Below are 25,003 nucleotides of genomic sequence, written 5' to 3' on the forward strand. Positions count from 1 at the left end.
TTGAGACCCATGATGGGTTTGTCAGATGACGGTCCGGTGGCGCTTCAGTGAACTTACTGTGACGGTCGACCATCGGGGTTCAGGGCAGGCCCTGCACGCGGTCGCCCAACCCCAGGCCATGCTGCTCGAACCAGCCCTGGTTGACTTCCAGTGCGTACTGCACCGGCATGGCGGAACAGTGCACGTCGCGGCTCTGCGGCGTCATGTCCACCAGTTGCAGCACGGTGCCGTCGTCAGCGAGAAAGGCCAGGGTCAGTGGGATCAGGGTGTTGTGCATCCAGAAACAGCGCTGACCTGTGGCTGCATAGACAAACAGCATGGCGGCATCTGGCGGCAGGTGTTCGCGGTGCATCAGGCCGGTATTGCGCTGTTCCGGGGTCACAGCCAGTTCGGTCTGCAATGCCTGATCGCCAATGACCAGGGTAGTCACAGCCAGCTCTTCGGCCGCCAGACTGCCGGCCAGCACCAACACCAGCAGACATTGCCAGAGGCCTGTGCGAAACCTGCGCCAGAAAATCAATGACAGCCCTTCTCCGTAAACCTGAAGCCGCTTCACTATAGCGAGCGGCGGCGCACTCGACAAGCGGTACAATGGCCTGTCAGTTGAGCAGGAACCCGGGTTTGAAGAATCGCAGCCGACTGCCGACGAGAGTATCTCCGCGCGCCGCCTGAGCGGCCACAAATACCCGCGTCAGCAACGGCGCCAGGCGATCTCCGTCGACCGGGAAGATGCTCACCCCGGTATGTATGCGCGGCCAGCCGGCATTGCCGCCCTGCTGCAACGGCAGCTGCAGCAGCGCGGAGTGCACCCCTACCACCGCACGCAGAACGGCGTCCTCGTTGCGCGCCTTCAGGGTAATCAGCACCCGGTCGTGCGACTGCCAGGACAGAACGTCACCGGGTTGCAACAGTTTCTGCACCGACGTGGCGATGGTGTCCGGCCCCACACCCTGATTCAGCACCAGATCATCCACATAGCTGCAGACAAAAGCTGCACTGCCACCATCCCTGCGGGCAGACCGAAGCACCTCATTGCTGTAGAACAGATAGCGGGGTTGTTGAATCAACTGGACACTGTGAACAGACCTGATCCTTGCAGGTTCAATCTCAGGATGCATCTGATGCACCTCCCTATAGATTACTCCTCCCTCCTGGGAGCGCATGTCGCGGTCAACCCGAACACCCGGAACATGAGGGCGAGAGTGACTCACTGCGTTAACAGTAGTTGATCTATGACGTCATTTCAAATTGATATAGTTACTGTGAGAATTACGTTTCATGTTAACTTTCTTGACCTCTGGGGACGTATAATGAACGATAGAGAGGCGACCAGAGAGCTGGGGCAAGCCATTGCTCGTCGTCGTAAGGAAAAAGGACTCACCCAGGCACAGGTGGCCGAGTTCATGGGCATCGAGAAAGAGACGGTAAGTCGAATCGAAAATGGCGCCATTTCACCAACGCTGCAGCGCCTGAAGCAGTTTGCGGAAATACTGGATTGCTCGCTGAGCGATCTGTTTCGCACCGAGGATGACCGCTCGGTCGCCCTGAGCCAGGATCTGACAGAGGCCATCAGGAGCCTGTCGCCCGAAGAGCAGGAACTGGTACTCCATTTTGTCAATGAAGTCGTCCGCGTCCTGAACGCGAAAGGCAGGGATCAGCTGGAAGACGAACTGAACAGGGAAGACCGATCAGGATAACAGCAGCGCGGCGCCGTCGATCACCGGCAAACCCTACAGGGTTCTGAAATACTCCCAGGTTTTTTCCAGTTGATCCTGATGCCACATCTGGGCCTCGGTACCGGTATCCGGCCCATGGTACGCACCCAGCGCCTGTGCCACCTGGAAAAATCCCGGCCGGGGAAAGGGCTGTTTCTTCTGAATCACCACCGCCGCCAACTGCGGCCTGTCCAGAGTGACATCCTGCCATTGCAGTGTTTCCAGCCCCCGGGTCAGCGTCTGCATGGACGGCGCCGGGATATTCAGCAGACGGATCACGCCCTGATAGGGCACTGTAGCCTGTTCACGGGCAACACCCATGAGCAGCAGTCGCAATTGCTGGAGATCGAGCATTTGATGGCCCTGCAGCGTCAGAATGCCGCTATGGTAGCGGATGCGTCTCCCCGTTCGCAAACACGGTCTTTACGCAGCAGGGACGCAGCCGGCGATATAAATTGTTAGAATGCTCCTGCTTTCGAAGCGACCCGCACTGCATCGCTTCAGAACCATGACTGGAGACACCTGACTTGCATCGCCTGGCGAACCATCTGCTGACCCTGACCTTGCTGCTGGCGAGCAGCCTTGCTGCCGCGCAGGAGTTTCTGCCGGTGGACGAGGCCATGCCGATGACCTTCCACAGCGATGGCGACACCCTGGTGGTGGACTGGGTAATCGAGCCCGAGCACTACATGTACCGCGACATGTTCTCCATTCGTCCAGTGACGGAGACTGACCCCGAGCAGTTGACTGACCAGGGGGAGATGACCCTCTCCAACCACCATGTCGAACGCTACGACCCCACCTTTGATGAGGTCATGCCGGTCTACTACGAGTACATGGCCCTGCGCCTGCCGGTGACCGCCAATGGCCCGGTGGATTTCGAGGTGCGCTATCAGGGCTGTGCCGAGGCCGGGCTGTGCTATCCGCCGCAGACCCGCACCGTCACCTTTGACCCGACCAACGAGATTACCGGCGGTACCGACAGCAGTCGCAACGGTGCGCCGGTGGCGGCCGCCGGCACGGGCGCAGGCACTCTGTCCGGGCCAGCCAATCTGACCGGCGGCGGGCTGGCCGAATTTCTGGCCGGAGGCAGCCTGCCACTGAGCATCGGGCTGTTTTTCCTGCTGGGCATCGGGCTGGTATTCACGCCCTGTGTACTGCCCATGATTCCGATCATGAGCGCACTGGTGCTGGGTGAACAGCGGCCCAGTACACCGCGCGCCCTGGCCATCGCCCTCACCTATGTACTGGCCATGGCCCTCACCTATGCCGTGGCCGGGGTCATTGCCGCCTCGCTGGGGGCGGCCGGCAACATCCAGGCAGCGCTGCAGCAGCCCTGGGTACTGACGCTGTTCGCGCTGCTGTTTGCGCTGCTGGCGCTGGCCATGTTTGGCCTGTTCAACCTGCAGACGCCCGGGCCGCTCAGCCAGTGGGTTATCCAGATTCAGAATCGTATCCAGCAGGGTGGCCTGCCTTCGGTGGCCGGTATCGGAGCGCTTTCTGCACTGGTGGTGTCGCCCTGTGTAACCGCCCCTCTGGCCGGTGCCCTGATCTATATTTCGGCCAGCGGCGATGCGGCACTCGGCTTTGGCAGCCTGTTTGCACTGGGCCTGGGCATGGGCGTACCGCTGATTCTGGTGGCCGTGGGGGGCGCTCGCTGGCTGCCGCGCTCCGGGCCCTGGATGCAGCATGTCAGGGTCCTGTTCGGCATGCTGCTGCTCGGTGTGGCCATCTGGCTGCTCAGCCGCTGGCTCGACCCGACCCTGAGCCTCGGACTGTGGGGCCTGCTGGCGCTGGGCTATGCCATCTGGCTGGGCGCGCTGGACCGCTTCCGCGCCGACACCGGCCGCTGGCGCAAACTGACCGGCACCGTGTTGCTGGTCTATGGCATGGCCGCACTCTGGGGCATGTTCAGTGGCGGCACAGATCCGCTGCGGCCCATTCCTCAGGCCAGCGAGCAGCAAGCCGTGGCGGCAGCGCCCTTCTATCGCTTTGATTCGGTGAATGAGCTGTCGGCCCAACTGGCCCAGGCGGCTGCAGCCGGCGAACCGGTGATGCTCGACTTCTATGCCGACTGGTGCGTGTCCTGCAGGATCATGGAGCGACGCATCTTCGAGCAGGCCGATGTTCAGGCCGGACTGTCCGACCACCGCTGGCTGCAGATCGATATCACCCGGTTCAATGCACAGCATCAGCAACTGCTGGATGAGCATGGGCTGTTTGGCCCGCCTGCCCTGCTGTTCTACACTGCAGAGGGTGAGCTGAACGATCAGCGCACCATTCAGGGCGAACTGAGCAAGCGGCAGTTCGTGCAGCACCTGGGTATCTGAAACTTCGCTACCCGGCCAGTAACCGGCATTGGTCAAGGCTCTGCCCGCTGGTTACAATGCAGCCAAAAAAAGACAGTCAGGGAGTCTGCGAGTGGCCTTACGTGTGCCCGCCATTCTTGATATTGAGGCGTCCGGATTCGGGCGTGGCAGCTATCCGATCGAGGTAGGCGTAGCCATGCCGGACCGTTCCGTGGTGAGCTTTCTGATTGCCCCGGACGACGACTGGACGCACTGGAGTGAAGAAGCGGAAAACCTGCACGGCCTGTCGCGTGAGCTGCTGGTGGAAAAAGGCTTCAGCCCGCGCCAGGTGGCCGAGCAACTGAACCTGCTGCTCGAGGGCCAGGTGGTCTATTCGGATGGCTGGGGCGTCGACAGCGGCTGGCTGGCACTGCTGTTCTACTATGCCGGGCTGCGCCAGGCCTTCCAACTGGAGACCCTGACCCGTATTCTGACGGAAGACCAACTGCGTTGCTGGGACGACACGCGCGACGCCCTGTTCGCCGCCAATGACGGTCGTCGGCACCGCGCAGGCTTTGACGCGCATATACTGCAGGATACCTATATCGAAACCTGGGAACAGGCACAGGCTGCCGCCCGGGATACCTGAGCAGACCGCGAACGGAGACAGAAAGTACCATGACCGGACCCGTCCAGACCGCCATCATCGACAAGCTGACCGATGCCCTGCATCCGCAGCATCTGCAGGTGGACAACGAAAGCCACAAGCACAGTGTGCCGCCCAACTCCGAAACCCATTTCAAGGTTACCCTGGTCTCCGAGCAGCTCCGCGGGCTGACCCCGGTGCGCCGCCATCAGGCCGTCTATGCGGCACTGAAGGAGGAAATGGACGGCCCGGTGCATGCCCTGGCCATTCATGCCTATACCCCGGAAGAGTGGCCCGGTCAGGCCCCCGACTCACCCCGGTGCCGGGGTGGCAACGGGCTCTGAGCTCTGGCCTGTGCGGTCTCAGGTCTCCGGCACATTGCACAGCAGATAGAGGTCGACCAGCACCTCGGGGATCTGCTGTACCAGGCTGGCCAGCAGCGCCTCGTCGCGGTAGATCTCCACAAACTCGGGCTCCTCGGCAAACAGCCCCGAGCCGACCTGCACTGGCAGCAGGATTTCAGCCAGATCACTTTCGCTCACATCGGCGAACGCATGCTCCTGACTGAACAGCATCTCCATGAAGCCGATGCACCAGGCCTGCTGGTCGGAATCCTGCCATTCCAGGGTGGTGTCAAAGGGCAATGCCAGCTCGGTGTCGTCGTAGAGCCCCTGGCCGATCTCGGCCAGCAGTTCCTGCCACAACTGATGCAGGGCTGCCTGATTGTCGGCGTCCACCTGGGCCAGATCATCACCGAAGACATGCGCCGCAAAGTCTGCCGGCAGCTCCGCATGTCCGGCAACCGCCCACAGCGTCAGCGCCCCGTGTACCGATTCGGCGGTCAGGGTATCAGGGCCGGCCAGATCGTCGAGGCGCTCGGCCATTACTTCAAACAGTTGATCCATGAAGGGTCCTTGTCACCTGCAAAGTTGTTCTGCCTGCATGATAGCATCCTGCGGTCATCGGGGTGCAAAAATGGATATGATCCATTATCATCCCGCAAGCACTGACCCCGTAGCTCAGCAGGATAGAGCAGCCGCCTCCTAAGCGGCAGGTCGCGCGTTCGAATCGCGCCGGGGTCACCACTACCTGCCTGTTCGAGGAAGACCATGAAGCCGGCTGTACGCCCTGCCAATCCCCGTTTTTCGTCCGGTCCCTGCAGCAAACGCCCGGGATACGACCTGCAGAATCTCGATCAGAGTGTGCTGGGGCGCTCCCACCGGTCGGCTCTGGGCAGCTCAGTGCTGCGCCATGCCGTGAACCTGACGCATGAACTGCTGGCGCTGCCGGCTGGCTACCGGGTCGGTATCGTGCCGGCTTCGGATACCGGTGCCATGGAGATTGCCATGTGGTCCCTGCTGGGCCCGCGCCCGGTGGATGTGCTGGCCTGGGAATCCTTCGGCAAGGGCTGGATTACCGATATCCGCACGCAACTGCGCCTGGACGACGTGCGAGAGCTGACGGCCGATTACGGCCAATTGCCTGACCTGTCAGCAGTCAACTTCGACCACGATGTCGTCTTCACCTGGAACGGCACTACCTCCGGGGTACGGGTGCCGGACGGCGACTGGATTGCCGCCGACCGCCAGGGGCTGACCATCTGCGATGCCACCTCTGCCGTCTTTGCCATGCCCATGCCCTGGGACAAGATCGATGTGGCCACCTACTCCTGGCAGAAGGTGCTGGGGGGCGAGGGCGCCCACGGGGTGCTGGTGCTGTCACCGCGCGCGGTGGCACGGTTGGAGAGCTACACCCCGCCCTGGCCCATGCCCAAATTGTTCCGGCTGACGCAGGGCGGCAAGCTGAACGAGAGTATCTTCGAGGGGTCCACCATCAATACGCCCTCCATGCTCTGCGTGGTCGACTATATCGATGCGCTGGAGTGGGCCCGCTCGCTGGGCGGCCAGGCGGCCCTGATCGAGCGTTCACAGGCCAATCTGGCCGTGCTGGCAGACTTTGTGGCCAGCCGCGAATGGGTCCATTTTCTGGCGCAGGAGGCTGACCAGCGCTCCAGTACCTCGGTCTGCCTGACGCTGGACATCACCGACAGCCAGGTCGATGCCATGGTGCGCCTGCTGGAAGACGAAGGCGTGGCCTATGATATCCAGGCCTACCGGGATGCCCCGGCCGGGCTGCGTATCTGGTGTGGCGCTACCGTGGACCAGGCTGATCTGAAAGCCTTGCTGCCCTGGCTGGACTGGGCTTATGCACAGGTAACAGGCTGAACCATGCCCATTCTGGCGCTGCTGCCTGTGCTCTGCCTGGCCCTCGTGCAGGCGTTCTGGCCTGATCATGCGTTTTATCAGGCAATGCCCTTTCCGGCCACGGCCTTTACCGCCATGGCTCTGGTGGCCCTGATCGCCACACTCATGCGCCAGACCGAGTGGCTGTATTGGCTGGCCATCCTGGGCGGTCACTACTGGGCTACCCAGAACGGCCTGCAACGCCCCCTGAGCGAGCCCGACGTTGCCGCCCTGCATCAGTTGCTGCCGTTGACGGCATCGCTACTGATGCTGGCCCTGTCGGCCCTGCCCAAGCCCGGCCTGCCTTCAATCGCCGGGGTACTGGTACTGGGCCTGTGTTTCCTGCTGCCGGCCAGCCTTGTCTGGTTGCCGCTGGCCGACTGGCTGGCTGCCTCCGGTCTGCCCCCGGCCCTGTTCGAACGGCCGGTCGAAGGGTTCTTCATGAGCTGGGCCCACCTCTGGTGGTTCAGCGGCCTGCTGTTTCTGTGGCTGGGGCTGATCAGCTTCCGCCCGCAGGACCCGTCGGTCTGGGGGCAGTTCAGCACCTGGCTGGCCATCCTGCTGTTCTATGCCTTCATGGATCGGCAGCAGATCTCGGGCTGGGCAACACTGGCCGGCAGCATGGCCCTGCTGATCACGCTGGCCTACCGCATGCTGCACCTGGCCTACATGGATGAACTGACCGCCCTGCCGCAACGCCGGGCACTGGAGAACCGTCTGCGCCGGCTGGGCCGCAACAGTGCCGTCACCATGCTGGATGTGGATCACTTCAAGTCGTTCAACGACACCTGGGGCCATGATGTCGGCGACCAGGTGCTCAAGCTGCTGGGAGCGATTCTGGGACGCCAGCGGGGCATGCAGGCCTTCCGCTATGGCGGTGAGGAATTCACGCTGGTATTCAGCCATGCACGCAAGAAGGCCATTCGGGATGCGCTGGAGGCTGTGCGTGCCGAAGTGGAAGCCTACCCGCTGCAACTGCGGCAGGATGACCGCCCCAATGACTCGGAAGATGGCCGCCGCCAGCGGGGCAGCAATGACGGCACCACCGAGACCGTCAACATCACCATCAGCCTGGGCTGTGCACTGCGCCAGCCGGGTGAAACACCCCAGACCCTGCTCAAGCGCGCGGATGAAGCCCTCTACAAGGCCAAGAATGCCGGCCGCAACTGTGTGCGCATTGTCAGTTGAAGCGGTAGGTCACGCCCCCGGCCAGACCCCAGTCTTCACTCTGCTCCACAAAGCCGGTGCTGACCGTAGCAAAAGCTGACCAGGCGTCATGGCCCAGCAGGGTTTCACGCACACCGGTCAGTGCCAGTCGCTCGCGGCTGTAGCGCCCGGTCGTACCCTGGGTGAAATCATACCAGCGCCCGGTCACTTCCTCGTCCCGGTTGTATTCCACGCCGGCGCGCCAGGGGCGTGTCGTCGGCAGATACCACAGAGCCGCATTGAACTTGAACACATCATCCTGACGGTCACGCAAGTCGCTCTCATAGATGCCGGTGCCAACATTCAGGTCGGCCCGCCACTCGCCCTCGATCGGGCCCAGATCCATGGCCCAGCGCCGGCTGAAGACCAGAAAGGCATAGAAAGCCAGGTTGTCGGCCCCTACCGGCGTATTGGCAGCCGGTTCCAGCACCCCCCAGACGAAAGCGCCGGCCGGCCGGTAATCGCCGGCAGACATGAACTGCAGCTTGGTGTAGAACCAGGGATCGCCACCGGCCGTGGCGCTGTCTTCATGGTCGGAGCTCAGGCTGCGCCGTACGGTATGGCCCAGCACGGCTTCCCCGCGCTCGCCCAGCCCCACATTGAGCTGCAGTTGGGGTGCATTGAACATGCGGCCGTCGAACTCGGGCACACGGCCTTCAATGGTGCGACCCTCATAGAGGCTGAAACCCGTGCTCAGGCGAGTGCCGTCACCGATCTCGGCGCTGAAGGTTTCCCAGCCTATGGTGCGCTCTGCCTGTACCGGGGCAGCAGCCAGTACGCCGACCATCAACAGCGGCCCGAGCCAGAGATTGCTGCCGCCGGTCCGGCGCCAACACTGAGTTTCTGTTTCCGTGCTCATGCAGCGGGCAACTCCTCTCTCCGTAGCAGGGCAATGCCATGCCCGCCATCTGCCAGTTCCAGCCAGGTGAAGGGCAGCTCGGGAAAGGCGGACTCCAGCGCGGCAGCACTGTTGCCCACCTCCAGCAGCAGCAACCCACCCGGGTGCAGATAGTCACGGGCCTGCGCCAGCAGGCGCCGCGACAGGTCCAGGCCGTCTGCGCCGGAGCCCAGCGCCAGGGCCGGTTCGGCCTGGTATTCGGGCGGCATGTCAGCCAGGTCTTCGGCATCCACATAGGGCGGGTTGGCCAGGATCAGGTCATAGCAGCGCCCGCTCAGCGCATCAAAGCCATCCGACTGCACTGTCCGTACCCGGTCATCCACCCGATGGCGTTCGCAGTTGCGCCTGGCCACGGCCAGTGCCGCCGGGCTGATGTCGACCAGGTCCACCAGCGCCTGCTCGAATTCCAGCGCCGCCAGAATGCCGATACAGCCGGAACCGGTACACATGTCCAGAATGGTACCGGGCTCCTGCTGCAGCCAGGGTGCACAACGTTCTGCCAGCACCTCGGCAAAGGGCGAGCGCGGTACCAGCACGTCCCGGGTCACGGTAAACGGCAGACCGCCGAACCAGGCCTCGCCGGAAATGTAGGGCAACGGCAGGCGGTCGTCGATGCGCCGGCGCAGCCAGTGCGCAACCCGGTGTTTCTCTGCCGGCACCAGCCGCAGATGCAACAGCTCCGGACTGCTGTCCAGCGGCTGTGCCACCGCCGACAGCACCAGGAAGGTGGCTTCATCCCACGCATTGTCCGAACCGTGGCCAAAATAGACCTGGTGCCGGGTCATTTCGCTGCTGCACCAGCGGATAAAATCGCCGATAGTCTGCAGCGTCAGATACTGGTCGGGTGTTCTGGTGTCTGCACTGTGCAGATCCTGCTCTGCCGACATCAGCGGGCGTTCCCGTGGTATTGCGGCGGCAGAATAACGGAAACACGGCTGCTCCGACCCGGTTCGGGGGCCAGATAGCCCACACTCTCTACGCGCACCCGGTCGGTATCGATGCCCTGCTCGGCCCATTCGGCCAGAAAGGCTTCGGCCTGCTGCCGGCCATTGGCCCGCGCCTGCTCGGTATCACTGGCATAGTCATGCCCGACCAGCACCAGCTCCCAGTCCGCCTGGCTGGCCAGCATATCCGCCCATACCGAGGCCGGAAACGCAGACGCCATTATGGCATCGCCACTGCGCAGATTGGCCGCAAGACGGTCTGCCGGATTGGTGCGTACCGCCTCCAGCCAATACAGATAGTTCAGTTGAGTGCCGCGCCGCACCGCATACAGCACGCGGATATCGTCCCCTACCCGGCCGGTGCTGTAATGCTGATGGCGATCCAGACCATAGAGGATGGACTGCCCGAATACCTCATTGGCCCAGTGCTGACTGGTCCCGCAGGCAGAACCGGAACAGCCGAAGATTTCTTCGTAACCGTCCTCTTTCCAGGCGGACAGCACACGCTCAAACACGTCGGCCTGGTCATGCGCCCGATCAATCTCGATAACCTGCCAGCGGCTGTAGCGCACCTGCACCCGCTCGGCATCGTCGGGCTGGAAGTCGCGCCCGATGCGCCGCAGCGGACTGCGCACCCACCAGTAACGATGCGCTTCCTCGCGCACGCCTTCACTGCGCACCTGGCTGGGCTGGAAATCCTGCAAGGCTTCCAGCGCCAGTTCCGCCCTGGCTTGTGGGCTGGCTGCAAGTCCGAGCGCCAGCAGGCCAAGCGCGGCCAAAAGATGTGACCATCGAACTGTGCTCGCTGTCTGGTTCAAGCTATACCCCTTGGCTGTTCTGATTGTCTTCGAGTTCATCCGCAGCTGCGTGCAGCAGGCCGCGCATGGTATTCCACAGAGCCTCCGGAGCGGACTCCATGTGAAAATGGTGATTGCCGGGCCACCAGTATACCCGCGCCTGCGGCCAGTGCATCTGCCCACGCTGCACCACCCGCTGGCTGAACATCCCCTGTTTGCCGAGTATAGCGTGCCAGGGGCAATGGATCATGCCACCCAGGGCAATCACCTGTTCCGTGGTCAGGCGCATGACTGACCCCAGACGGACGCGCGGGTCCAGGCGGAAGACCCAGCCTGTGGCTGTTTCCTCGGCGCCGCGCTCGACCAGATGCTGGTTGGCGGCTGCGGTCGCCGGGCTGCCAAAACGCTGCCGGCGGGCCACGGCATGGGCCAGGTCCGGCGACGGACGACTGACCGCCAGAGGCTCTGTTTGCTCGCGCAGCACCCGCACCAGCCGGCTGACCTGGTCGGTTGGCGAGTCATCGGTTGCCAGGCCGAACATGTCCAGCGTAACCAGGCCGCGCACCAGGTCCGGACGCACCGCTGCCAGCACCGAAGCAATCATGCCGCCCATGGAATGCCCGCACAGCCAGACTGGCCCGGTATCGGCGCGCAACCAATCTATCACCAGAGATACGTAATCCCACAGATTATAGAACTGGGCTGCGGGTAAATGATCGGAAAGGCCGTGACCGGGCAGATCCAGGGCGGTCAGTTGCCAGTCGGCGCCCGAGGCGGCAACCGCTTCTCCCAGCGCGCGGAAACTCCAGGCATTGTCCTGCCACCCATGCAGACACACCAGGGTGCGCGCAGCCGGTGCCGCAGCCGAACCCCAGCTACAACTGGCCATACGCACACCGCGTACCACCCGTGCTTGCTCACGGCAGGCGTCACCCATAAGCCACCCCTGCTGCTGGTTGCGGACTGTGCCCGGCAGGCAGCCCCAGCAGCGTCAGCAATTGGTCGGCCGCCAGTTCGGGGTATTCCAGCGGAAACAGATGGCCACCTCTGGCCTGATAGACCGGAATGTCGAGCTTGTGCTGCATCAGGCGGACATGGTGTGGCCTGACCAGTGATGTCTCCGCCCCGATCACCACCTGCAGGTCGGGATGGCGGCGCCGGTAGTGGCGCACCCAGTTGGTCGGATAGGTGCGGAAGATATCAGCTTCGATCTCGGGCCTATAGCGCAGCATCCAGCCCTGGGTCTGCACCGAGTCGGCCCCGGCGTCGGCTGCCGTTACCGGCTCGGTTACCGCCTGCACATAGTCCCAGAGCACGGAATCGGGGAACTGACGAAACAGCGCCCGGGCGCGCATATAGTCAAAGGCAGCCTGCTGGCTGGGCCAGACACTGCGCCGGCGGGCAGCGCGCCCGGCCGGCGTAACGCGGTCACGCCATGGGGTCATCTTCAGTACCGCAAAGACAGTGGCCTCCCAGAATGTGATCAGGGGCACATCCAGCAGGGTCGCCGACCGGAACAGATCCGGCCGCTGCAGGGAGGCCATGAAGGTCAGGCCGCCGCCCAGAGAATGTCCGATACCGTGGACCGGCTGCCCGGTGCGCTCAACCACGGTTTCCACATCCCGTATCAATTGATTGCACAGATGAAACCAGTTGTCACTGACCGGGAACTCCGGATGATGACCGATAAAGTCGGTCACACTCACCGCTGCAGCATTCTGCAGCGGCGCCAGAAACTGACGATAGGAGGCAATCGGGAAGCCATTGGCATGAGCGAAATGGAGCTGTGGCGCTACTGACACACCCTGCCCTCTCAGAGCCATTCGAAGGTCAGACAACCCGCCAGATAGCGGCCGCCCGAAAGTCGAGCCACGGAGCCGGTACCAAAGGTGACAGCAGTTTCCGGCTGGGCACTCAGCAGCGCCGCCAGCCGCGTTACCAGGGGGTTGTGCGTGACCAGCAGCAGGGACTGGCCGGACAGCAGTTCCAACTGCGCCAGCGCCTCTTCCGGCACTGTATCCGGGGTCAGCCAGCGCGCCGCCTGCTCGGAACGCACACTGATATGCTCCCTGATGGCCTGCGCCGATTCGACGGTGCGCACATAGGGGCTGTGGTACAGCGTCAGGCCCTCGACCGGCAACAGGCCTGCGGCCCGCCGCACCTGCTGCCAGCCCCGGTCGGTCAGCCGCCGCAAGTCATCATGCGCCCCGGCGGGCTCGGCCTCTCCGTGACGCAGCAGGAAAAGCACACTCAAGGCCGGTCCTCGCTGGACCCCGGAGCCTCGGAAGGCGGCCAGTCGTTGAACGGAAACGGCTTGTATTCACTCTGGAAGGTCAGGTAGTCACCACACTGGCGTGCAAACAGCACCGTACTGCTGCTGAAACGCAGCAGATCCGGCTGGCGTTCACTGCGGATGACCACGAAGATCAGTTGCACCACGGCAAAGATACCCACCAGCACCCAGGCCAGACGACTGAGCAGCCAGAACAGAATCATGTACAGGATACGAAATAACAGATATTCCCATTTTCCCTGGTTGTCCGCAGCCATCAGCAGTTCTCCGAATCAAATATGAATTCCACGTCGCTTGCACGCTCTCCCAGCATAAGCTGCTGGGCGATCACGTCAACATCCTCGTTCTCGTGCACCACCGCATACAGGCCGGCGACCAATGGCATGTACACCTCGAGTTCGTCGGCTTTGGCTTTCACCACCTTCAGGGTATTCACCCCTTCTGCGGTTTCACCCAATTGCTTGACCGCCTGCTTGAGGTTGTAGCCCTGGCCGATAGCCTGGCCGATCCGGTAGTTGCGACTCAGCGGCGAGGTGCAGGTGACCACCAGGTCGCCCACACCCGCCAGGCCGATGAAAGTCAGCGGATTGGCCCCCAGGCGGGCGGCAAAGCGGCTCATCTCGGCCAGACTGCGTGTCATCAGCAGGGCCCGAGTGTTCTCTCCCATACCCAGTGCTGCCGCCATGCCGCTGGCAATGGCATAGATGTTCTTCAGGGCTCCGGCCAGTTCCACCCCGTACACATCGGGGTTGGTATAGACCCGGAAACTGCGATCGGACAGCAGATCATGCACCTGATTGCGCAGCTCCGGCGACTGCGAGGCCACCACGGTGCCGGTCAGATGGCCCTGGGCAATTTCCTTGGCCAGGTTGGGACCGCTGATCACGCCGATGGGATGGTCGGGCACCAGTTCCTCCAGCACCTCGCTCATCAGCCTAAAACCTTCCGGCTCGATGCCCTTGGTCAGGCTGACCAGTGCCGTCTCGGCCCCCAGGTGCGGTATGGCATCATTCAATACCACCCGGAAGGCCTTGCTGGGCACGGCCATGAACACGATGTCGGCGCCGACTACGGCCCCGGCCAGATCATTGGTGGGTATGAGGCGTTCATGCAGCGGATACTTCGGGACATAGCGGGTATTGATTCCGGTCTCGAGAATATCCTGCAACTGCTTCTCGCTGCGCATCCAGAGATGGACGTCAGCCCCACGCGTGGCGGCAATGTTGGCGACGACGGTGCCGAAGCTGCCACCGCCGAGAACGGCTATTTTCTGGGTCATAGGTTGTCTGTTGTCTTGTTTTGTCGGTTTCGGCGCTGGTGCACTAGCAGCCACCCTGCTCCAGGGCGCAGACCAGATCGCGAAAAGCGGCCGCATTGGTATCATTGAGTGACATCAGCACCCGATGGGCCTCCAGCACACGCTCGCGAATCTCTTCTTCGTTCGAGTCCAGCGCTTCCACTGCCTGCGTCGAGGTGCCGGTCATGCTGTCTTCCTTCAGCATCAGGTAGACCGACCCCTCAAAGCCCATGCTCTCGAGCACCCGATGGATATCCTCTGAGCCATAGACCAGCAGGGGTACGAAACCCATGGTCTCCTGCACATGGATACTGAGCTTGGCCAGCATGCCGAGACTGGTGCTGTCGATACCGTCGGTGTCGGTCAGATCAACCACCACCTGCTGATAATTGCGTGCTGCCAATACTTTCTGAATACAGCGTTCCAGCGTCGTGGACAGAGTCAGCCTGACATCGCCCACCAGCCGCAGCACGTAGGTGGTATCAGTTTCAGCATCCAGTATCTGGCCTTGCTTCATGATTCGGAATTCCAGTGTGTTACAGCCATCACGGTCATATCATCCGGAGCTTCGGTCACGTCATCCATCCCCATGGCCGTGCAGATATCGGGAATGTGAAAGCGGTGCTCTGTGACCACCTGCTGCCAGTGCGCCTCTCTCTCGGCCAGCGAGCTGTTGTCCTGAGTTTCCAGCACCCCGTCGGAACAGAAAGCCAGGGCAATATACCCAGTGTAGCTGAACTCATGTTCCTCATAGGTCGCTTTTTCGAAAAGGCCCAGCGGCGAACTGGGTCGTTCCAGCGTCAGCACTTCTCCGTCCCGTTCCACAATGGGATAGGGAAAATGCGCCGCATTGGCATAGCAATAATAGCGCTGGCGCGTATCCAGCAACCCGATAAACAGGGTGGCATGTTTGCCGATCTGACTGCGCAGCAGTTCCTGATTCAGATGCTGCAGAATATTGGCCGGGTGCTCGATATGATCGGATATGCCATAGCGCCACTCGGTACGCAGGCGGTTGACTTCATTGCGGATCAGGATGGTGACCATGGCCGATGACACGCCGTGGCCGGACACATCGACAATGTAGTGCAATAAAACACCCGGTTTCAGTTCGAAATAATCGACAAAGTCGCCGCTGAGATACAGCGAGGCGCGCAGGGCATAGTCAACGCCCACTCCGCGCGAGGCAAAGGGCCGGGCCGGCAGCATGGCCTGCTGGACATGGCGTCCGGCGCGCAGGTCCGCTTCCAGTGTTTCCACCGTCGCCTGCAACTGCTGGTTGGTGTCTTCCAGGCGCTCGCTGTAGGCTTCGTTCTCGGCCAGCAGGCGCACCCGCTCCATCGCCTTGTCGATTGCGTGTTCGACCACCACCAGGTCGGTAACCGGCTTGACGATGTAGTCCGAGGCACCCAGGCGCAGGGCTGATACCACATCCGACATGACGCCGGCCCCGGAGATGACAATGAACGGCACCGAGCTATCACCGTCGACAATATCCTGCAACAGGGACAGTCCGTCCTTCTTCGGCATTTTCAGGTCACAGAGAATCAGATCCGGCCGGGTCTGATCGAACACGGCCAGCCCTTCGACCCCGTCAGCCGCCTGCACCACTTCATAGCCGGAGTCTTCCAGATAGCCCGCAAGCGACTCCCGGACCGAAGCATCATCGTCAATAACCAGCAGTTTTGCTTTTACCACGATGCCCTACCATCCCGGCGAACCATTTGGCGGCAGACTACTCCCTTGCCCGAAGCGGTGCAAGAGCGGGCTGCGATCCCGACCCCGGGACCGGGAAGTACAGATTACGACAGGTTCTCTTTGACAGGGTCTGGACGAGCCCTTATAAAGGAAAGAGCCCGGGAATCAGACAGGACCTTGCTGATGATAGACAGAGATTACTCGGAAAAACGCGGCTATATGCGCATGAACATGGATGCCCCTGCCACGCTCAAGCTGGCAGACGGCACCCAGAAGCACTGTACCTGCAAGGATCTCAGTGCCATCGGTATGCTGCTAGAAACCGACACGGCCATACCTCTGGATGATACTCTGGAGGTTCATGTTCCAGCTTTCTCGAACCAGTTCTCACCGCTTGATGCGGAAGTTCGGGTAACCCGCGTGGATGAGCCCGAACCGGGACTCTATCACCTGGGCGTCGAAATTCTGCAGATGAAGTAAGGCAGAGCAGGCTGCAACCCCCGGCCGCTGCATTCAGGCGGACTGGGGTTGATAAAGCAGCTGGATCAGTTCAGCTTCCGAACGGGTGAGACCGGTTTGCCGGATGACCTGATCCAGATCATTGCCCTGCGCCAGCAGATGCTGCGCCTGATCAAACTCGCGCAGCGCTTCTTCCGCCTGCCAGTCCTGATCGTTCGCGGCCGAAGCGCGCACCGGTACTGTCATGGCACCGGCGCCAGAATCCTGACGCTGGCGAAGCAGATCCCGCTGCAGGGTCAGCAGCTTCTTGCCCAGACCGATATTGCCGGCCTGAATCATGCCCAGTTCCCGCTGCAGCCTTTTGAGCATCAGCCCCTGCTCGCGGCTGCGCCGGCTGGCGCCCAGCCAGCACAACAGAAAAAACAGGGTCAGCAGTGCTGAGCCGGCAAAGGCAATCAGCAATGGCGTCAGTTCGGGTAAAGGTGGCATTGCGGCCTCCTGTCATTGTTTTGTCAATACAGGAGGCTCTGCAATTTACAGGCCAGGAGGGGATGTCGCAGATGGTGGGCGGAAATCAGAGTTCAGCGATTTCCTGCCACTCGTCATCACTGAGCAGCTTGTCGAGATCCACCAGAATCAGCAACTGATCGTTCTTGTGGCAGACGCCCTGGATAAAACGCGAGGTGTCATCGTTGCCGACGTTCGGTGCGGTCTCTATCTCGGACTGCTTGAGATAGACCACCTCGGCCACAGCATCAACCATGATGCCGATCACCTGGCCGTCGGACTCGATGATGACAATACGGGTATTGTCCGTGACCTCCTCTGACGGCAGACCGAAGCGGTCACGGGTATCAATCACCGTTACCACATTGCCGCGCAGATTGATGATGCCCAGCACATAGCCGGGCGCTCCCGGTACCGGCGCGATATCCGTGTAGCGCAACACCTCCTGCACCTGCATGACATTGATGCCATAGCTTTCATCAGCCAGTCGGAAAGTCACCCATTGCAGAATGGGATCGTCTTCGGATGATTTCGTCGCCTGAATACTCATAATTCGAATACCTGTCGTCTACCCTTTCTTTTTATCACTGAGCAGCACTTTTTCAAAGGCTTCCAGATCAATCAGGGCGCACATATGATCCACCACTGTACCCGCCAGCCAGGGACGGCGCGTCCGTTCGGACCGCCACTTGACCTCGTCCGGATTCAGCGTGATGGAACCCACCACTTCGTGACAGGCCAGTGCCCAGTCACAGCCGTGAATACCTACTGCGTACTTCAATCCGTCTGACGCCCCGGGGCGATAGCGCTCCGGCATCACCAGCCGCGCTGTTTCTATGACCCGGATATTGCGCCCTTCACCCAGCGGCAGCAGACCCAGAAACCAGTCCGGCTGACCAAACAGGGGAGTCAGCTCCCGTGCAATCGGCTGAATGGTGCCCAGCAATACCATGGGTACGGCCAGTGCCAGGCCATCGACCTTGAACAGGAGGCAGTCAAACCGCTGCTCGGCCCAGGCCGGCCGGCCATTCGACTGCCAGGCCAGCACTTCGCCGGCTTCAGCCAGTTGCGCCGCGGTCAGGGCAGCAGAACTATCAACGGTATCGGCTCCGGGCGGGGGTTCTTGAGGTGCGGGCTCTGGCTCCGGGGCTGGTTCGACTGCCGGCTCGGGCTCCGGCATCAGGTCGACTTCCGGCTCAGGCTCAGGCTCGGGTTCGGGTGCCAGGTCGACTTCCGGCTCAGGCTCGGGTTCGGGTGCCAGGTCGACTTCCGGCTCGGGCTCAGCCACGGGCGCGGCTGCAGGTTCTGCAGCGCTATCCCCGTCTGCCAGATCGGTCAGGGTCGCGGTATCTTCGTCCTGCGCGGTGGCATCTTCCAGCAATACGGCCAGATAGCTGTTCAGCGCATGTTTCGGCGGCGGCGGTAACACACGAGTATCACGCTGGCGGGACTGATTCATGGCCATCAAGTGCTCCAGTCACGTCGCATCAGGCTTTCACCGGCTGCATCTGCAGCAGGCTCTTCAGCAGGGCCCGGTAGGCCTCGCACCCTCTGGAGGCAGAGTCGAATTGATTGATACCCACACCCTCACGGGATGCATCCCGCAGCCGTGTATCCACCGGAATGGCGGACACCCAGAGATCTTCTTCGTATTGCTGTCGCAACACCCGCAGGGCCTTGTGCGAAGCCTGGGTGCGGCGGTCAAACATGGTGGGCACAATCAGGTACTGCAACGGTTTGTGGCGCGAACCGGCGACCATCTTGAGCGTGTGCATCATGCGCTCCAGGCCCTTCAGGGCCATGAACTCGGTCTGTACCGGCAGCACCAGTACCTGCGCTGCCGCGATGGCGTTGACCAGCAGCACACCCAGCAGTGGTGGTGTATCAATCACCACATAATCGAAGTCATCCCACAACTGGGTGAGCGCACGCGACAGTACCAGCCCCATGCCACCCTGCTGGGAAATATTGCGTTCCAGTGTCGCCAGCGCAGAGGTCGCCGGCATCAGCTCCACACCCGGCATACCGGTATCTTGCAGCAACTGGCCAGGCAGATTGTCCGGTACCTTGCCCTGATGCATGAACAGGTCATAGACACTGTGCTCGATGGCATCGGGGTTCAATTTGAAATAACTGGTCAGACTGCCTTGCGGATCCATATCCACAATCAGCACACGCTTGCCCGATTCACCGAGCAGAGCGGCCAGGTTGACGACGGTCGTAGTCTTGCCGACCCCACCTTTCTGATTGGCTATTGCCCAAACGTGCACTGTACTGCCTCCTGATGCCTACAACGCCTTAAGCAAGACCTGCGCCATGCTATCCAAGGGTATATCGGCATCGGACATGCCTTCTTTACGAATGGCTGCCGGCATTCCATCAATGACACAGCTGTCACTGCCCTGAGTCCACACCGGTGCCCCGACTTTCTTCAGCATCCGTGCGCCTTCCCGGCCATCCGCACCCATGCCGGTCATGACGATGGCCAGTACCCTGTTACCGTAGTATTTGGCCGCACTGCCAAAACTCAAGTCTACCGATGGCTTGTAGTTCAGACGGTCGTCCCCTGCCAGCACCTTTACCCGCTCGCGAGAGGACAGCATCATCTGCTGTCCGCCCGGCGCCAGCAGGGCCAGGCCCGGCTCCAGGGCCATATTGTTCTGTGCCTCGACAACACGAATCCGGCACTGCCGATTCAGGCGTTCGGCAAAGGGGCCGGTAAAGGCGGCCGGCATGTGCTGGATCAGCAGCAGTGGAATATCGAACCCGGCCGGCAATTGCGTCAGAAACTTCTGCAATGCTACCGGCCCCCCGGTGCTGGTACCCACCATGATCAGTTCCGGCCGTGGGCTCAGCCGCGGCTGCCGCGCCGGAGCCCGCTCAACCGGGGCCGTTCTTTCCGCTGTGGTGCCGCTCAGCGGCTGCCCCTTGCCACCCCGTTTGACCACAGCGATCAGCTTTTCGATCAGTTGCTGCTTCAGACGTTCGTTGGCGCTCAGGCTTTCACGAAACTTGGGCAGGTAATCTACCGCCCCCGCATCCAGGGCATCCAGGGTAACCCGGGCGCCGGATGTGGTCAGGGAGGAAAACATCAGTATCGGGGTGGGTTGGCGGGCCATGATTTCCCGCACCGCCGAGATGCCATCCATGATCGGCATCTCGTAATCCATGGTTATGACATCGGGTTTCAGCTTCAGAGCCTGCTCCACCGCTTCCTTGCCGTGGCTGGCAGTACCTGCAACGCGCAATTCAGGGTGGCCCTTGAGCATGGAGACGATCTGCTGGCGAAAAAACGCCGAGTCGTCAACCACCAGGACACTAATGGGCATAGTCATCTCTCTTGACAGTCGCCGACCCGCTTCCAGCCGAGGTCAGGCGTATTCCTTCAACATGCTGGGAACATCCAGAATCAGGGCTATGCGCCCGTCTCCGGTAATGGTAGCACCCGCCATGCCGGCGGTGCCAATCAATGTCTTGCCCAGCGGCTTGATGACCACTTCTTCCTGGCCGACCAGTTGATCAACCACAAAACCGACTTTCTGCGTCCCCACCGAGACCACGACCACGTGTCCGCTCTCTTCACCGTGCGTGACCGCGCCCTTGATCAGCCAGCGCTTGAGGTAGAACAGGGGCAGCGGCTTGCCGCGCACGATCACCACTTCCTTGTTGTCCACAACATTGGTCTTGGTCAGGTCCAGATGAAAGATTTCATCCACATTGACCAGCGGCAGCGCAAAGGCCTGTTCCCCCAGGGTCACCATCAGGGTCGGCATGATCGCCAGCGTCAGCGGCACCTTGATCCTGATGGTGGTGCCTTCACCCACCTTGGAATCGATATCGATAAAGCCATTGAGCTGGGATATCTTGGTTTTCACCACATCCATGCCCACGCCACGCCCTGAGACATCGGAAATCTCGGTCTTGGTGGAAAAACCGGGAGCAAAGATAAGATTGAAGGCATCCTTGTCACTCAGGCGATCCGCGCTGTCCTGGTCCATGACACCCCGCTCAACCGCCAGCGTCTTGAGCTTGCCGGCATCCATACCGCCGCCGTCATCGCGAATCGACAGCATGATGTGATCGCCTTCCTGCTCGGCGGACAACACCACCTTGCCGGTACGCGGCTTGCCCTGCTGCTCGCGCACATCGGGCAGCTCTATGCCGTGATCCACAGAATTACGCACCAGATGCACCAGCGGATCAGCCAGGGCCTCGACCAGATTCTTGTCGAGATCAGTATCCTCGCCCACCAGCTCCAGATTGATTTCCTTTTTCAGGCTGCGCGCCAGATCTCGTACCACCCGCGGGAAACGACCAAACACCTTCTTGATGGGTTGCATGCGGGTCTTCATGACGGAGTTCTGCAGATCAGTCGTCACCACATCCAGATTGGATACCGCCTTGGTGGTTTCATCATCATCACCGGCCTCACTGAGCCGCACCAGGCGATTGCGCACCAGTACCAGCTCGCCGACCATATTCATGATGTCATCCAGGCGCTTGGTATCCACCCGTACCGTGGTGTCCTGCTGAATGGGGGCTTTCTCCGGGGTGCCGCCGCCCTTGGGCGCTGCGGCGGGAGCGGGTTTGGCGGCGGCAGGGGGCGCTGTCGCCGCCGGTTCGGCAGGCTTCTGTGCCTTGCTGTCCGCTTTGGCGGTGCTCTTCTCCGCTGGGGCCGGGGTCTTCTTCTCGACCTTGTCTGCCTCGGGGGCTGCAGCGTCCGCCTTCGCGGCCACATCGTCGCGCTCTGCCCGATGTTCTTCCGCCGCCTGGGTGACCTGACGGATGGTGTCCTGATCATACTTGTCGGAGACGGCGCTATCGAACTTGCCCGAACCGTGCAGCTTGTCGAGCAGGGCTTCGAACTCGTCGTCGGTTATTTCGTCGTCATCGCCGGCCTTGCTGGCCTGCTCTGATGAGGCGGCCTTTTTGGATTTGTTGGGTTTGGGCTTCTCGGGCGCCGGTGTAGCCTCGTCCTCAAGACTGGCGGCAGCCTCGCCGGCCAGTGTCTTGGCCGGGTCAAAGCGGCCCTCGCCATGCAATTGGTCCAGCAGTTTTTCGAACTCCTCTTCGGAGATCTCCTCATCGCTGGCGCCGCTACCGCTGTCGCTGTCACCACCACCGCTGTCGCTGTCACCACCACCGCTGTCGCTGTCACCACCACCGCTGTCGGCACTGTCAGAAGCAGCCGGCGCAGACTTGGTGGCCTTGCTGCCTTTCTTCTCCTGTTTGCCGGACTCCAGCGCATCCAGCAGTTGTTCGAATTCGTCGTCGGTAATATCTTCGCCCGGCTCCCCTGGCTCTGAACCTTCGTTCATGGTCGGTTCGTTGCCGGCGGACAGGTCCTCGTCATCATGCGTGCTGTCGGCAGTGTCTTCTTCGCTCTCGGCAGTGTCTTCTTCGCTCTCGGCAGTGTCTTCTTCGCTCTCGGCAGTGTCTTCTTCGCTCTCGGCAGTCTCGTCCCCACTGTCGGCAGTATCATCTGCAGCCGTCGGTTCCGCCGCAGACACTTCATCTTCGGCCAGTGTCAGGCGTTCCAGGGCGGCCAGCAGTTCAGGGGTGGCAGGTTCCGGTTCCTGTCCCTGGCGCACCTGATCAAACATGGTATTCACGGTATCCAGGGCGTTGAGCATGGTATCCATCAGCTCGGAAGTAACGGCCCGGTCCTGCTTGCGCAGCATGTCGAACACGTTCTCGGCTATATGACAACAGTCCACCAGCGCATTGAGCTGCAGAAAGCCGGCACCCCCCTTGATGGTATGAAAGCCACGGAAGATGGCGTTCAGCAGGTCCAGATCGTCCGGCCGCTGCTCCAGTTCCACCAACTGGCCAGACAGGGCCTCGAGAATCTCCCCTGCTTCAACCAGAAAGTCCTGGAGGATTTCGTCATCTGTATCAAGGCTCATACCGCGGCTCCCTAAAAACCGAGACTGGACAGCAGGTCATCGACCTCGTCCTGGCTGGACACCACATCGTCGGTTTTCTTGATGCTGGGGCCGTACCCCTGGTGATTGTCATCAACCGACGATTCATTTTCCTTGTTGTTGTCTTCCGTCGCTGCCTGGTCTGCATTCTGGGCTTCAGCCCGACGCTCCATTTCGGCAGCCAGGCCGGCGACGCCCTCTACCTTGGCGGCCATGCGCATCAGGTCCACCAGGCTGTATTCCACATCCCGGACCAGGCCAGTCACACGTTGAATCAACTGGCCGGTCAGATCCTGATAATCCTGTGCCAGCAGGATGTCGGACAGGTGTCCATACAGGGCACCGGAATCACCGGCCACGCGCCCCAGGAACTCATCCATCTGCCAGTACAGGGTGCGGAATTCCTCCGGCGACATGTCCCGATCCACCAGCCGCTTCCATTCACCCCTGAGGGCATCGGCGGTAGACCCCATGTCGCTGGCCAGCGGCATGCACTCATCGACCTTGTCCATGGTGCGGTTGGCGGCGTCTTCGGTCATCTTGATCACGTGATCAAGACGATCTGTGGCATCCGTCATTTCCGAGAGGGTGTCTATTTCGCCCTCGCTACTGGTGCCATCAACATGAAAATTGGTGATGGCACTGTGCAACGCCCGGGTCAGTCGGCCCACCTCGTGGTACAGCGTCTGCTCCCGCGCGTCCTGAATTTCCTGTATCAGTCTGACCGCGTGGTAAAAGTCCCCGTCCTCGACACTGGCCTGGAGTTCATGCGCTTTGTCCTTGAGCAACTCCTCAAATTCGGGCTTTAATCCTGAACTGCTTGCGGTCATAAGGACTCCATGTCAGCACTACTTGCTGGCGTCTACGCGCTCGAAGATCTTTTCGATCTTTTCTTTCAGCGCAGCTGCAGTAAAGGGTTTGACGACATATCCATTCACACCGGCCTGCGCCGCCGCCACGATCTGGTCCCTTTTTGCTTCCGCCGTAACCATCAGCACCGGCAGGGTCTTCAGGCGATCATCGGAGCGCACCTTCTGCAACAACTCAATACCGCTCATGCCCGGCATGTTCCAGTCCGTTACCAGGAAGTCATAGTCCCCCGTCTGCAACATCGGCCAGGCCGTGGTCCCGTCATCCGCTTCATGCGTGTTCGTGAACCCGAGGTCCCGCAACAGATTCTTGACGATCCGCCGCATGGTGGAGAAATCATCCACAACGAGGATTTTCATGTTTTTATCCAAAGCAACCTCCAAAAGCGCTTTAACGGTTTATCGGCACCTGTCCGATAACTTGAAAGGATTCCGGCATTATAGCGCACGCGACACCCTGCGGAGCAAGGAACTTAGGGCGGGGAGACAAGATTACTGGTCGTTTTCCCGCCAGTCGCGCAGACGAGAGCGCAGACGATGCGCCGCCTGGGAGTGAATCTGACTGACACGGGACTCACTGACGCCGAGGATGACACCAATTTCCTTCAGATTCAGTTCTTCGTCATAGTAGAGGGACAATATCAACTGCTCGCGCTCCGGCAGTGTCTTGATGGCTTCGGCCAGTGCCACCTGCATGCTTTGCGCTTCGTTCTGGCGATAGGGGCCGCTGTCGATGGACGGCCACTTCTGCTCGCCCTCCGACTGCGGCTGGCTTTCAAGCATTTCCTCGAAACTGAACAGACGGGCGCTCTGGGTATCCTTCAGCAGGCCATAGAATTCATCCAGGCTGATGTCCATTTCATTGGCCACTTCCTGATCCTGCGCATCGCGCCCGGTACGGGCCTCGACAGCATGAATGGCTTCCGACACCCGCCGACTGTTGCGATGCACGCTGCGCGGCACCCAGTCACCCTTGCGCACCTCATCCAGCATGGAGCCGCGAATGCGGATGCCGGCATAGGTTTCGAAGGTTGCGCCCTTGCTGCGATCATAGTTGCGGGCCGCTTCCAGCAGACCGATCATGCCGGCCTGAATCAGGTCATCCACCTGTACGCTGTCGGGCAAACGCCCCATCAGATGATGGGCAATACGCTTGACCAGCACCGCATGGGTGTTGACCAGCTCATCCATCTGATTTTTGTTCTGCGACTCATACATG

General features: G+C 61.2%; 30 protein-coding genes and 1 tRNA gene. 8 read left to right on the forward strand and 23 right to left on the reverse strand.

The window, feature by feature from the left end; genetic code table 11:
• Positions 1–79: 79 nt before the first annotated feature.
• Positions 80–520: a DUF192 domain-containing protein gene (locus E4656_RS05915; RefSeq protein WP_135481996.1), complete on the reverse strand. Its 441-nt coding sequence runs from the start codon at positions 518–520 to the stop codon at positions 80–82.
• A 79-nt stretch (positions 521–599) separates the two neighbouring features.
• Positions 600–1,067 carry a hypothetical protein gene (locus E4656_RS05920; RefSeq protein ID WP_135481998.1) on the reverse strand — a complete coding sequence of 156 codons (468 nt, stop codon included), beginning with the start codon at positions 1,065–1,067 and terminating at the stop codon, positions 600–602.
• 243 nt (positions 1,068–1,310) lie between these two features.
• On the opposite strand from E4656_RS05920, the gene E4656_RS05925 reads away from it, so the two are divergent.
• On the forward strand, positions 1,311–1,697 hold the full coding sequence (locus tag E4656_RS05925; protein ID WP_135482000.1) for a helix-turn-helix domain-containing protein: 387 nt from the start codon (positions 1,311–1,313) through the stop codon (positions 1,695–1,697).
• 33 nt (positions 1,698–1,730) lie between these two features.
• On the opposite strand, the gene E4656_RS05930 is transcribed toward E4656_RS05925, so the two are convergent.
• Entirely contained in the window at positions 1,731–2,129 is a 399-nt protein-coding gene (locus E4656_RS05930) for a hypothetical protein (protein ID WP_135482001.1), read from the reverse strand.
• Positions 2,130–2,242: 113 nt separating this feature from the next.
• On the opposite strand from E4656_RS05930, the gene dsbD reads away from it, so the two are divergent.
• The 3 genes from dsbD to E4656_RS05945 all read left to right on the forward strand — a co-directional run bounded on the left by dsbD (position 2,243) and on the right by E4656_RS05945 (position 4,993).
• Positions 2,243–4,045, forward strand: a complete 1,803-nt coding sequence (gene dsbD, locus E4656_RS05935) for a protein-disulfide reductase DsbD (RefSeq protein ID WP_167855951.1) — start codon at positions 2,243–2,245, stop codon at positions 4,043–4,045.
• A gap of 91 nt (positions 4,046–4,136) precedes the next feature.
• Positions 4,137–4,652, forward strand: a complete 516-nt coding sequence (locus E4656_RS05940) for a hypothetical protein (protein WP_205849104.1) — start codon at positions 4,137–4,139, stop codon at positions 4,650–4,652.
• A 29-nt stretch (positions 4,653–4,681) separates the two neighbouring features.
• Positions 4,682–4,993 (forward strand): BolA family protein, encoded by a 312-nt coding sequence (locus tag E4656_RS05945; protein ID WP_135482005.1) that lies wholly within the window; start codon positions 4,682–4,684, stop codon positions 4,991–4,993.
• Positions 4,994–5,011: 18 nt separating this feature from the next.
• On the opposite strand, the gene E4656_RS05950 is transcribed toward E4656_RS05945, so the two are convergent.
• A complete protein-coding gene (locus E4656_RS05950; RefSeq protein ID WP_135482006.1) occupies positions 5,012–5,554 on the reverse strand; it encodes a YecA/YgfB family protein in 543 nt (180 codons plus the stop codon).
• Positions 5,555–5,657: 103 nt separating this feature from the next.
• Here E4656_RS05950 and E4656_RS05955 point away from each other — a divergent pair.
• From E4656_RS05955 to E4656_RS05965, 3 genes are all read left to right on the forward strand, one after another.
• Positions 5,658–5,734 (forward strand) — tRNA-Arg (locus E4656_RS05955).
• Positions 5,735–5,758: 24 nt separating this feature from the next.
• Complete coding sequence (locus E4656_RS05960; protein WP_135482008.1) at positions 5,759–6,874, forward strand: phosphoserine transaminase; 1,116 nt, start codon at positions 5,759–5,761, stop codon at positions 6,872–6,874.
• 3 nt (positions 6,875–6,877) lie between these two features.
• Entirely contained in the window at positions 6,878–8,080 is a 1,203-nt protein-coding gene (locus tag E4656_RS05965; protein ID WP_135482010.1) for a GGDEF domain-containing protein, read from the forward strand.
• Here the strand turns inward: E4656_RS05965 and E4656_RS05970 are convergent.
• The 10 genes from E4656_RS05970 to E4656_RS06015 are packed head-to-tail and all read right to left on the reverse strand — an operon-like array spanning position 8,073 to position 16,025.
• The gene (locus E4656_RS05970) at positions 8,073–8,957 is read right to left on the reverse strand and encodes a hypothetical protein (RefSeq protein ID WP_135482012.1); all 885 of its coding nucleotides are present in this window, start codon (positions 8,955–8,957) and stop codon (positions 8,073–8,075) included. The two genes, E4656_RS05965 and E4656_RS05970, sit on opposite strands and share 8 nt — an antisense overlap.
• Positions 8,954–9,883: a 50S ribosomal protein L3 N(5)-glutamine methyltransferase gene (gene prmB / locus E4656_RS05975; RefSeq protein ID WP_135482014.1), complete on the reverse strand. Its 930-nt coding sequence runs from the start codon at positions 9,881–9,883 to the stop codon at positions 8,954–8,956. The genes E4656_RS05970 and prmB overlap by 4 nt, the downstream gene beginning before the upstream one ends.
• Entirely contained in the window at positions 9,883–10,758 is an 876-nt protein-coding gene (locus E4656_RS05980; RefSeq protein ID WP_167855952.1) for a DUF4892 domain-containing protein, read from the reverse strand. The genes prmB and E4656_RS05980 overlap by 1 nt, the downstream gene beginning before the upstream one ends.
• Position 10,759: 1 nt before the next feature.
• Positions 10,760–11,674, reverse strand: coding sequence for an alpha/beta hydrolase (locus tag E4656_RS05985; protein WP_135482017.1), 915 nt, complete (start codon positions 11,672–11,674; stop codon positions 10,760–10,762).
• Entirely contained in the window at positions 11,667–12,539 is an 873-nt protein-coding gene (locus E4656_RS05990; RefSeq protein ID WP_167855953.1) for an alpha/beta fold hydrolase, read from the reverse strand. Before E4656_RS05990 ends, E4656_RS05985 begins: the two co-directional genes overlap by 8 nt.
• Before the next feature lie 11 nt (positions 12,540–12,550).
• Entirely contained in the window at positions 12,551–12,985 is a 435-nt protein-coding gene (locus E4656_RS05995; RefSeq protein ID WP_240753911.1) for a SixA phosphatase family protein, read from the reverse strand.
• Positions 12,986–12,987: 2 nt separating this feature from the next.
• A complete protein-coding gene (locus E4656_RS06000) occupies positions 12,988–13,287 on the reverse strand; it encodes a DUF4389 domain-containing protein (protein WP_135482023.1) in 300 nt (99 codons plus the stop codon).
• A complete protein-coding gene (locus E4656_RS06005) occupies positions 13,287–14,309 on the reverse strand; it encodes an NAD(P)H-dependent glycerol-3-phosphate dehydrogenase (protein ID WP_135482025.1) in 1,023 nt (340 codons plus the stop codon). Before E4656_RS06005 ends, E4656_RS06000 begins: the two co-directional genes overlap by 1 nt.
• Positions 14,310–14,352: 43 nt before the next feature.
• Complete coding sequence (locus E4656_RS06010; RefSeq protein WP_135482027.1) at positions 14,353–14,844, reverse strand: STAS domain-containing protein; 492 nt, start codon at positions 14,842–14,844, stop codon at positions 14,353–14,355.
• Positions 14,841–16,025 carry a SpoIIE family protein phosphatase gene (locus tag E4656_RS06015; protein WP_135482029.1) on the reverse strand — a complete coding sequence of 395 codons (1,185 nt, stop codon included), beginning with the start codon at positions 16,023–16,025 and terminating at the stop codon, positions 14,841–14,843. Before E4656_RS06015 ends, E4656_RS06010 begins: the two co-directional genes overlap by 4 nt.
• A 183-nt stretch (positions 16,026–16,208) precedes the next feature.
• On the opposite strand from E4656_RS06015, the gene E4656_RS06020 reads away from it, so the two are divergent.
• Positions 16,209–16,505, forward strand: a complete 297-nt coding sequence (locus E4656_RS06020) for a PilZ domain-containing protein (protein ID WP_135482030.1) — start codon at positions 16,209–16,211, stop codon at positions 16,503–16,505.
• Between the two features lie 33 nt (positions 16,506–16,538).
• On the opposite strand, the gene E4656_RS06025 is transcribed toward E4656_RS06020, so the two are convergent.
• The 9 genes from E4656_RS06025 to E4656_RS06065 form a co-directional block, all read right to left on the reverse strand.
• Positions 16,539–16,973, reverse strand: coding sequence for a DUF2802 domain-containing protein (locus tag E4656_RS06025; protein WP_135482032.1), 435 nt, complete (start codon positions 16,971–16,973; stop codon positions 16,539–16,541).
• Between the two features lie 85 nt (positions 16,974–17,058).
• Positions 17,059–17,541: a chemotaxis protein CheW gene (locus E4656_RS06030; protein ID WP_135482034.1), complete on the reverse strand. Its 483-nt coding sequence runs from the start codon at positions 17,539–17,541 to the stop codon at positions 17,059–17,061.
• Between the two features lie 18 nt (positions 17,542–17,559).
• Positions 17,560–18,456 carry a chemotaxis protein CheW gene (locus E4656_RS06035; protein ID WP_205849105.1) on the reverse strand — a complete coding sequence of 299 codons (897 nt, stop codon included), beginning with the start codon at positions 18,454–18,456 and terminating at the stop codon, positions 17,560–17,562.
• A gap of 22 nt (positions 18,457–18,478) precedes the next feature.
• Positions 18,479–19,261, reverse strand: coding sequence for a ParA family protein (locus tag E4656_RS06040; protein ID WP_135482036.1), 783 nt, complete (start codon positions 19,259–19,261; stop codon positions 18,479–18,481).
• An 18-nt stretch (positions 19,262–19,279) separates the two neighbouring features.
• Positions 19,280–20,320 (reverse strand): protein-glutamate methylesterase/protein-glutamine glutaminase, encoded by a 1,041-nt coding sequence (locus E4656_RS06045; RefSeq protein ID WP_135482038.1) that lies wholly within the window; start codon positions 20,318–20,320, stop codon positions 19,280–19,282.
• A gap of 42 nt (positions 20,321–20,362) precedes the next feature.
• Positions 20,363–22,897, reverse strand: a complete 2,535-nt coding sequence (locus tag E4656_RS06050) for a chemotaxis protein CheA (protein ID WP_135482039.1) — start codon at positions 22,895–22,897, stop codon at positions 20,363–20,365.
• Between the two features lie 11 nt (positions 22,898–22,908).
• A complete protein-coding gene (locus E4656_RS06055; protein ID WP_135482041.1) occupies positions 22,909–23,745 on the reverse strand; it encodes a protein phosphatase CheZ in 837 nt (278 codons plus the stop codon).
• An 18-nt stretch (positions 23,746–23,763) separates the two neighbouring features.
• Complete coding sequence (gene cheY / locus E4656_RS06060; protein WP_476703730.1) at positions 23,764–24,144, reverse strand: chemotaxis response regulator CheY; 381 nt, start codon at positions 24,142–24,144, stop codon at positions 23,764–23,766.
• A 132-nt stretch (positions 24,145–24,276) separates the two neighbouring features.
• On the reverse strand, positions 24,277–25,002 hold the full coding sequence (locus E4656_RS06065) for an RNA polymerase sigma factor FliA (RefSeq protein ID WP_135482045.1): 726 nt from the start codon (positions 25,000–25,002) through the stop codon (positions 24,277–24,279).
• Position 25,003 lies beyond the last annotated feature (1 nt).

The organism is Natronospirillum operosum (assembly GCF_004768465.1).
GTDB classification, from domain to species: Bacteria; Pseudomonadota; Gammaproteobacteria; order Pseudomonadales; family Natronospirillaceae; genus Natronospirillum; species Natronospirillum operosum.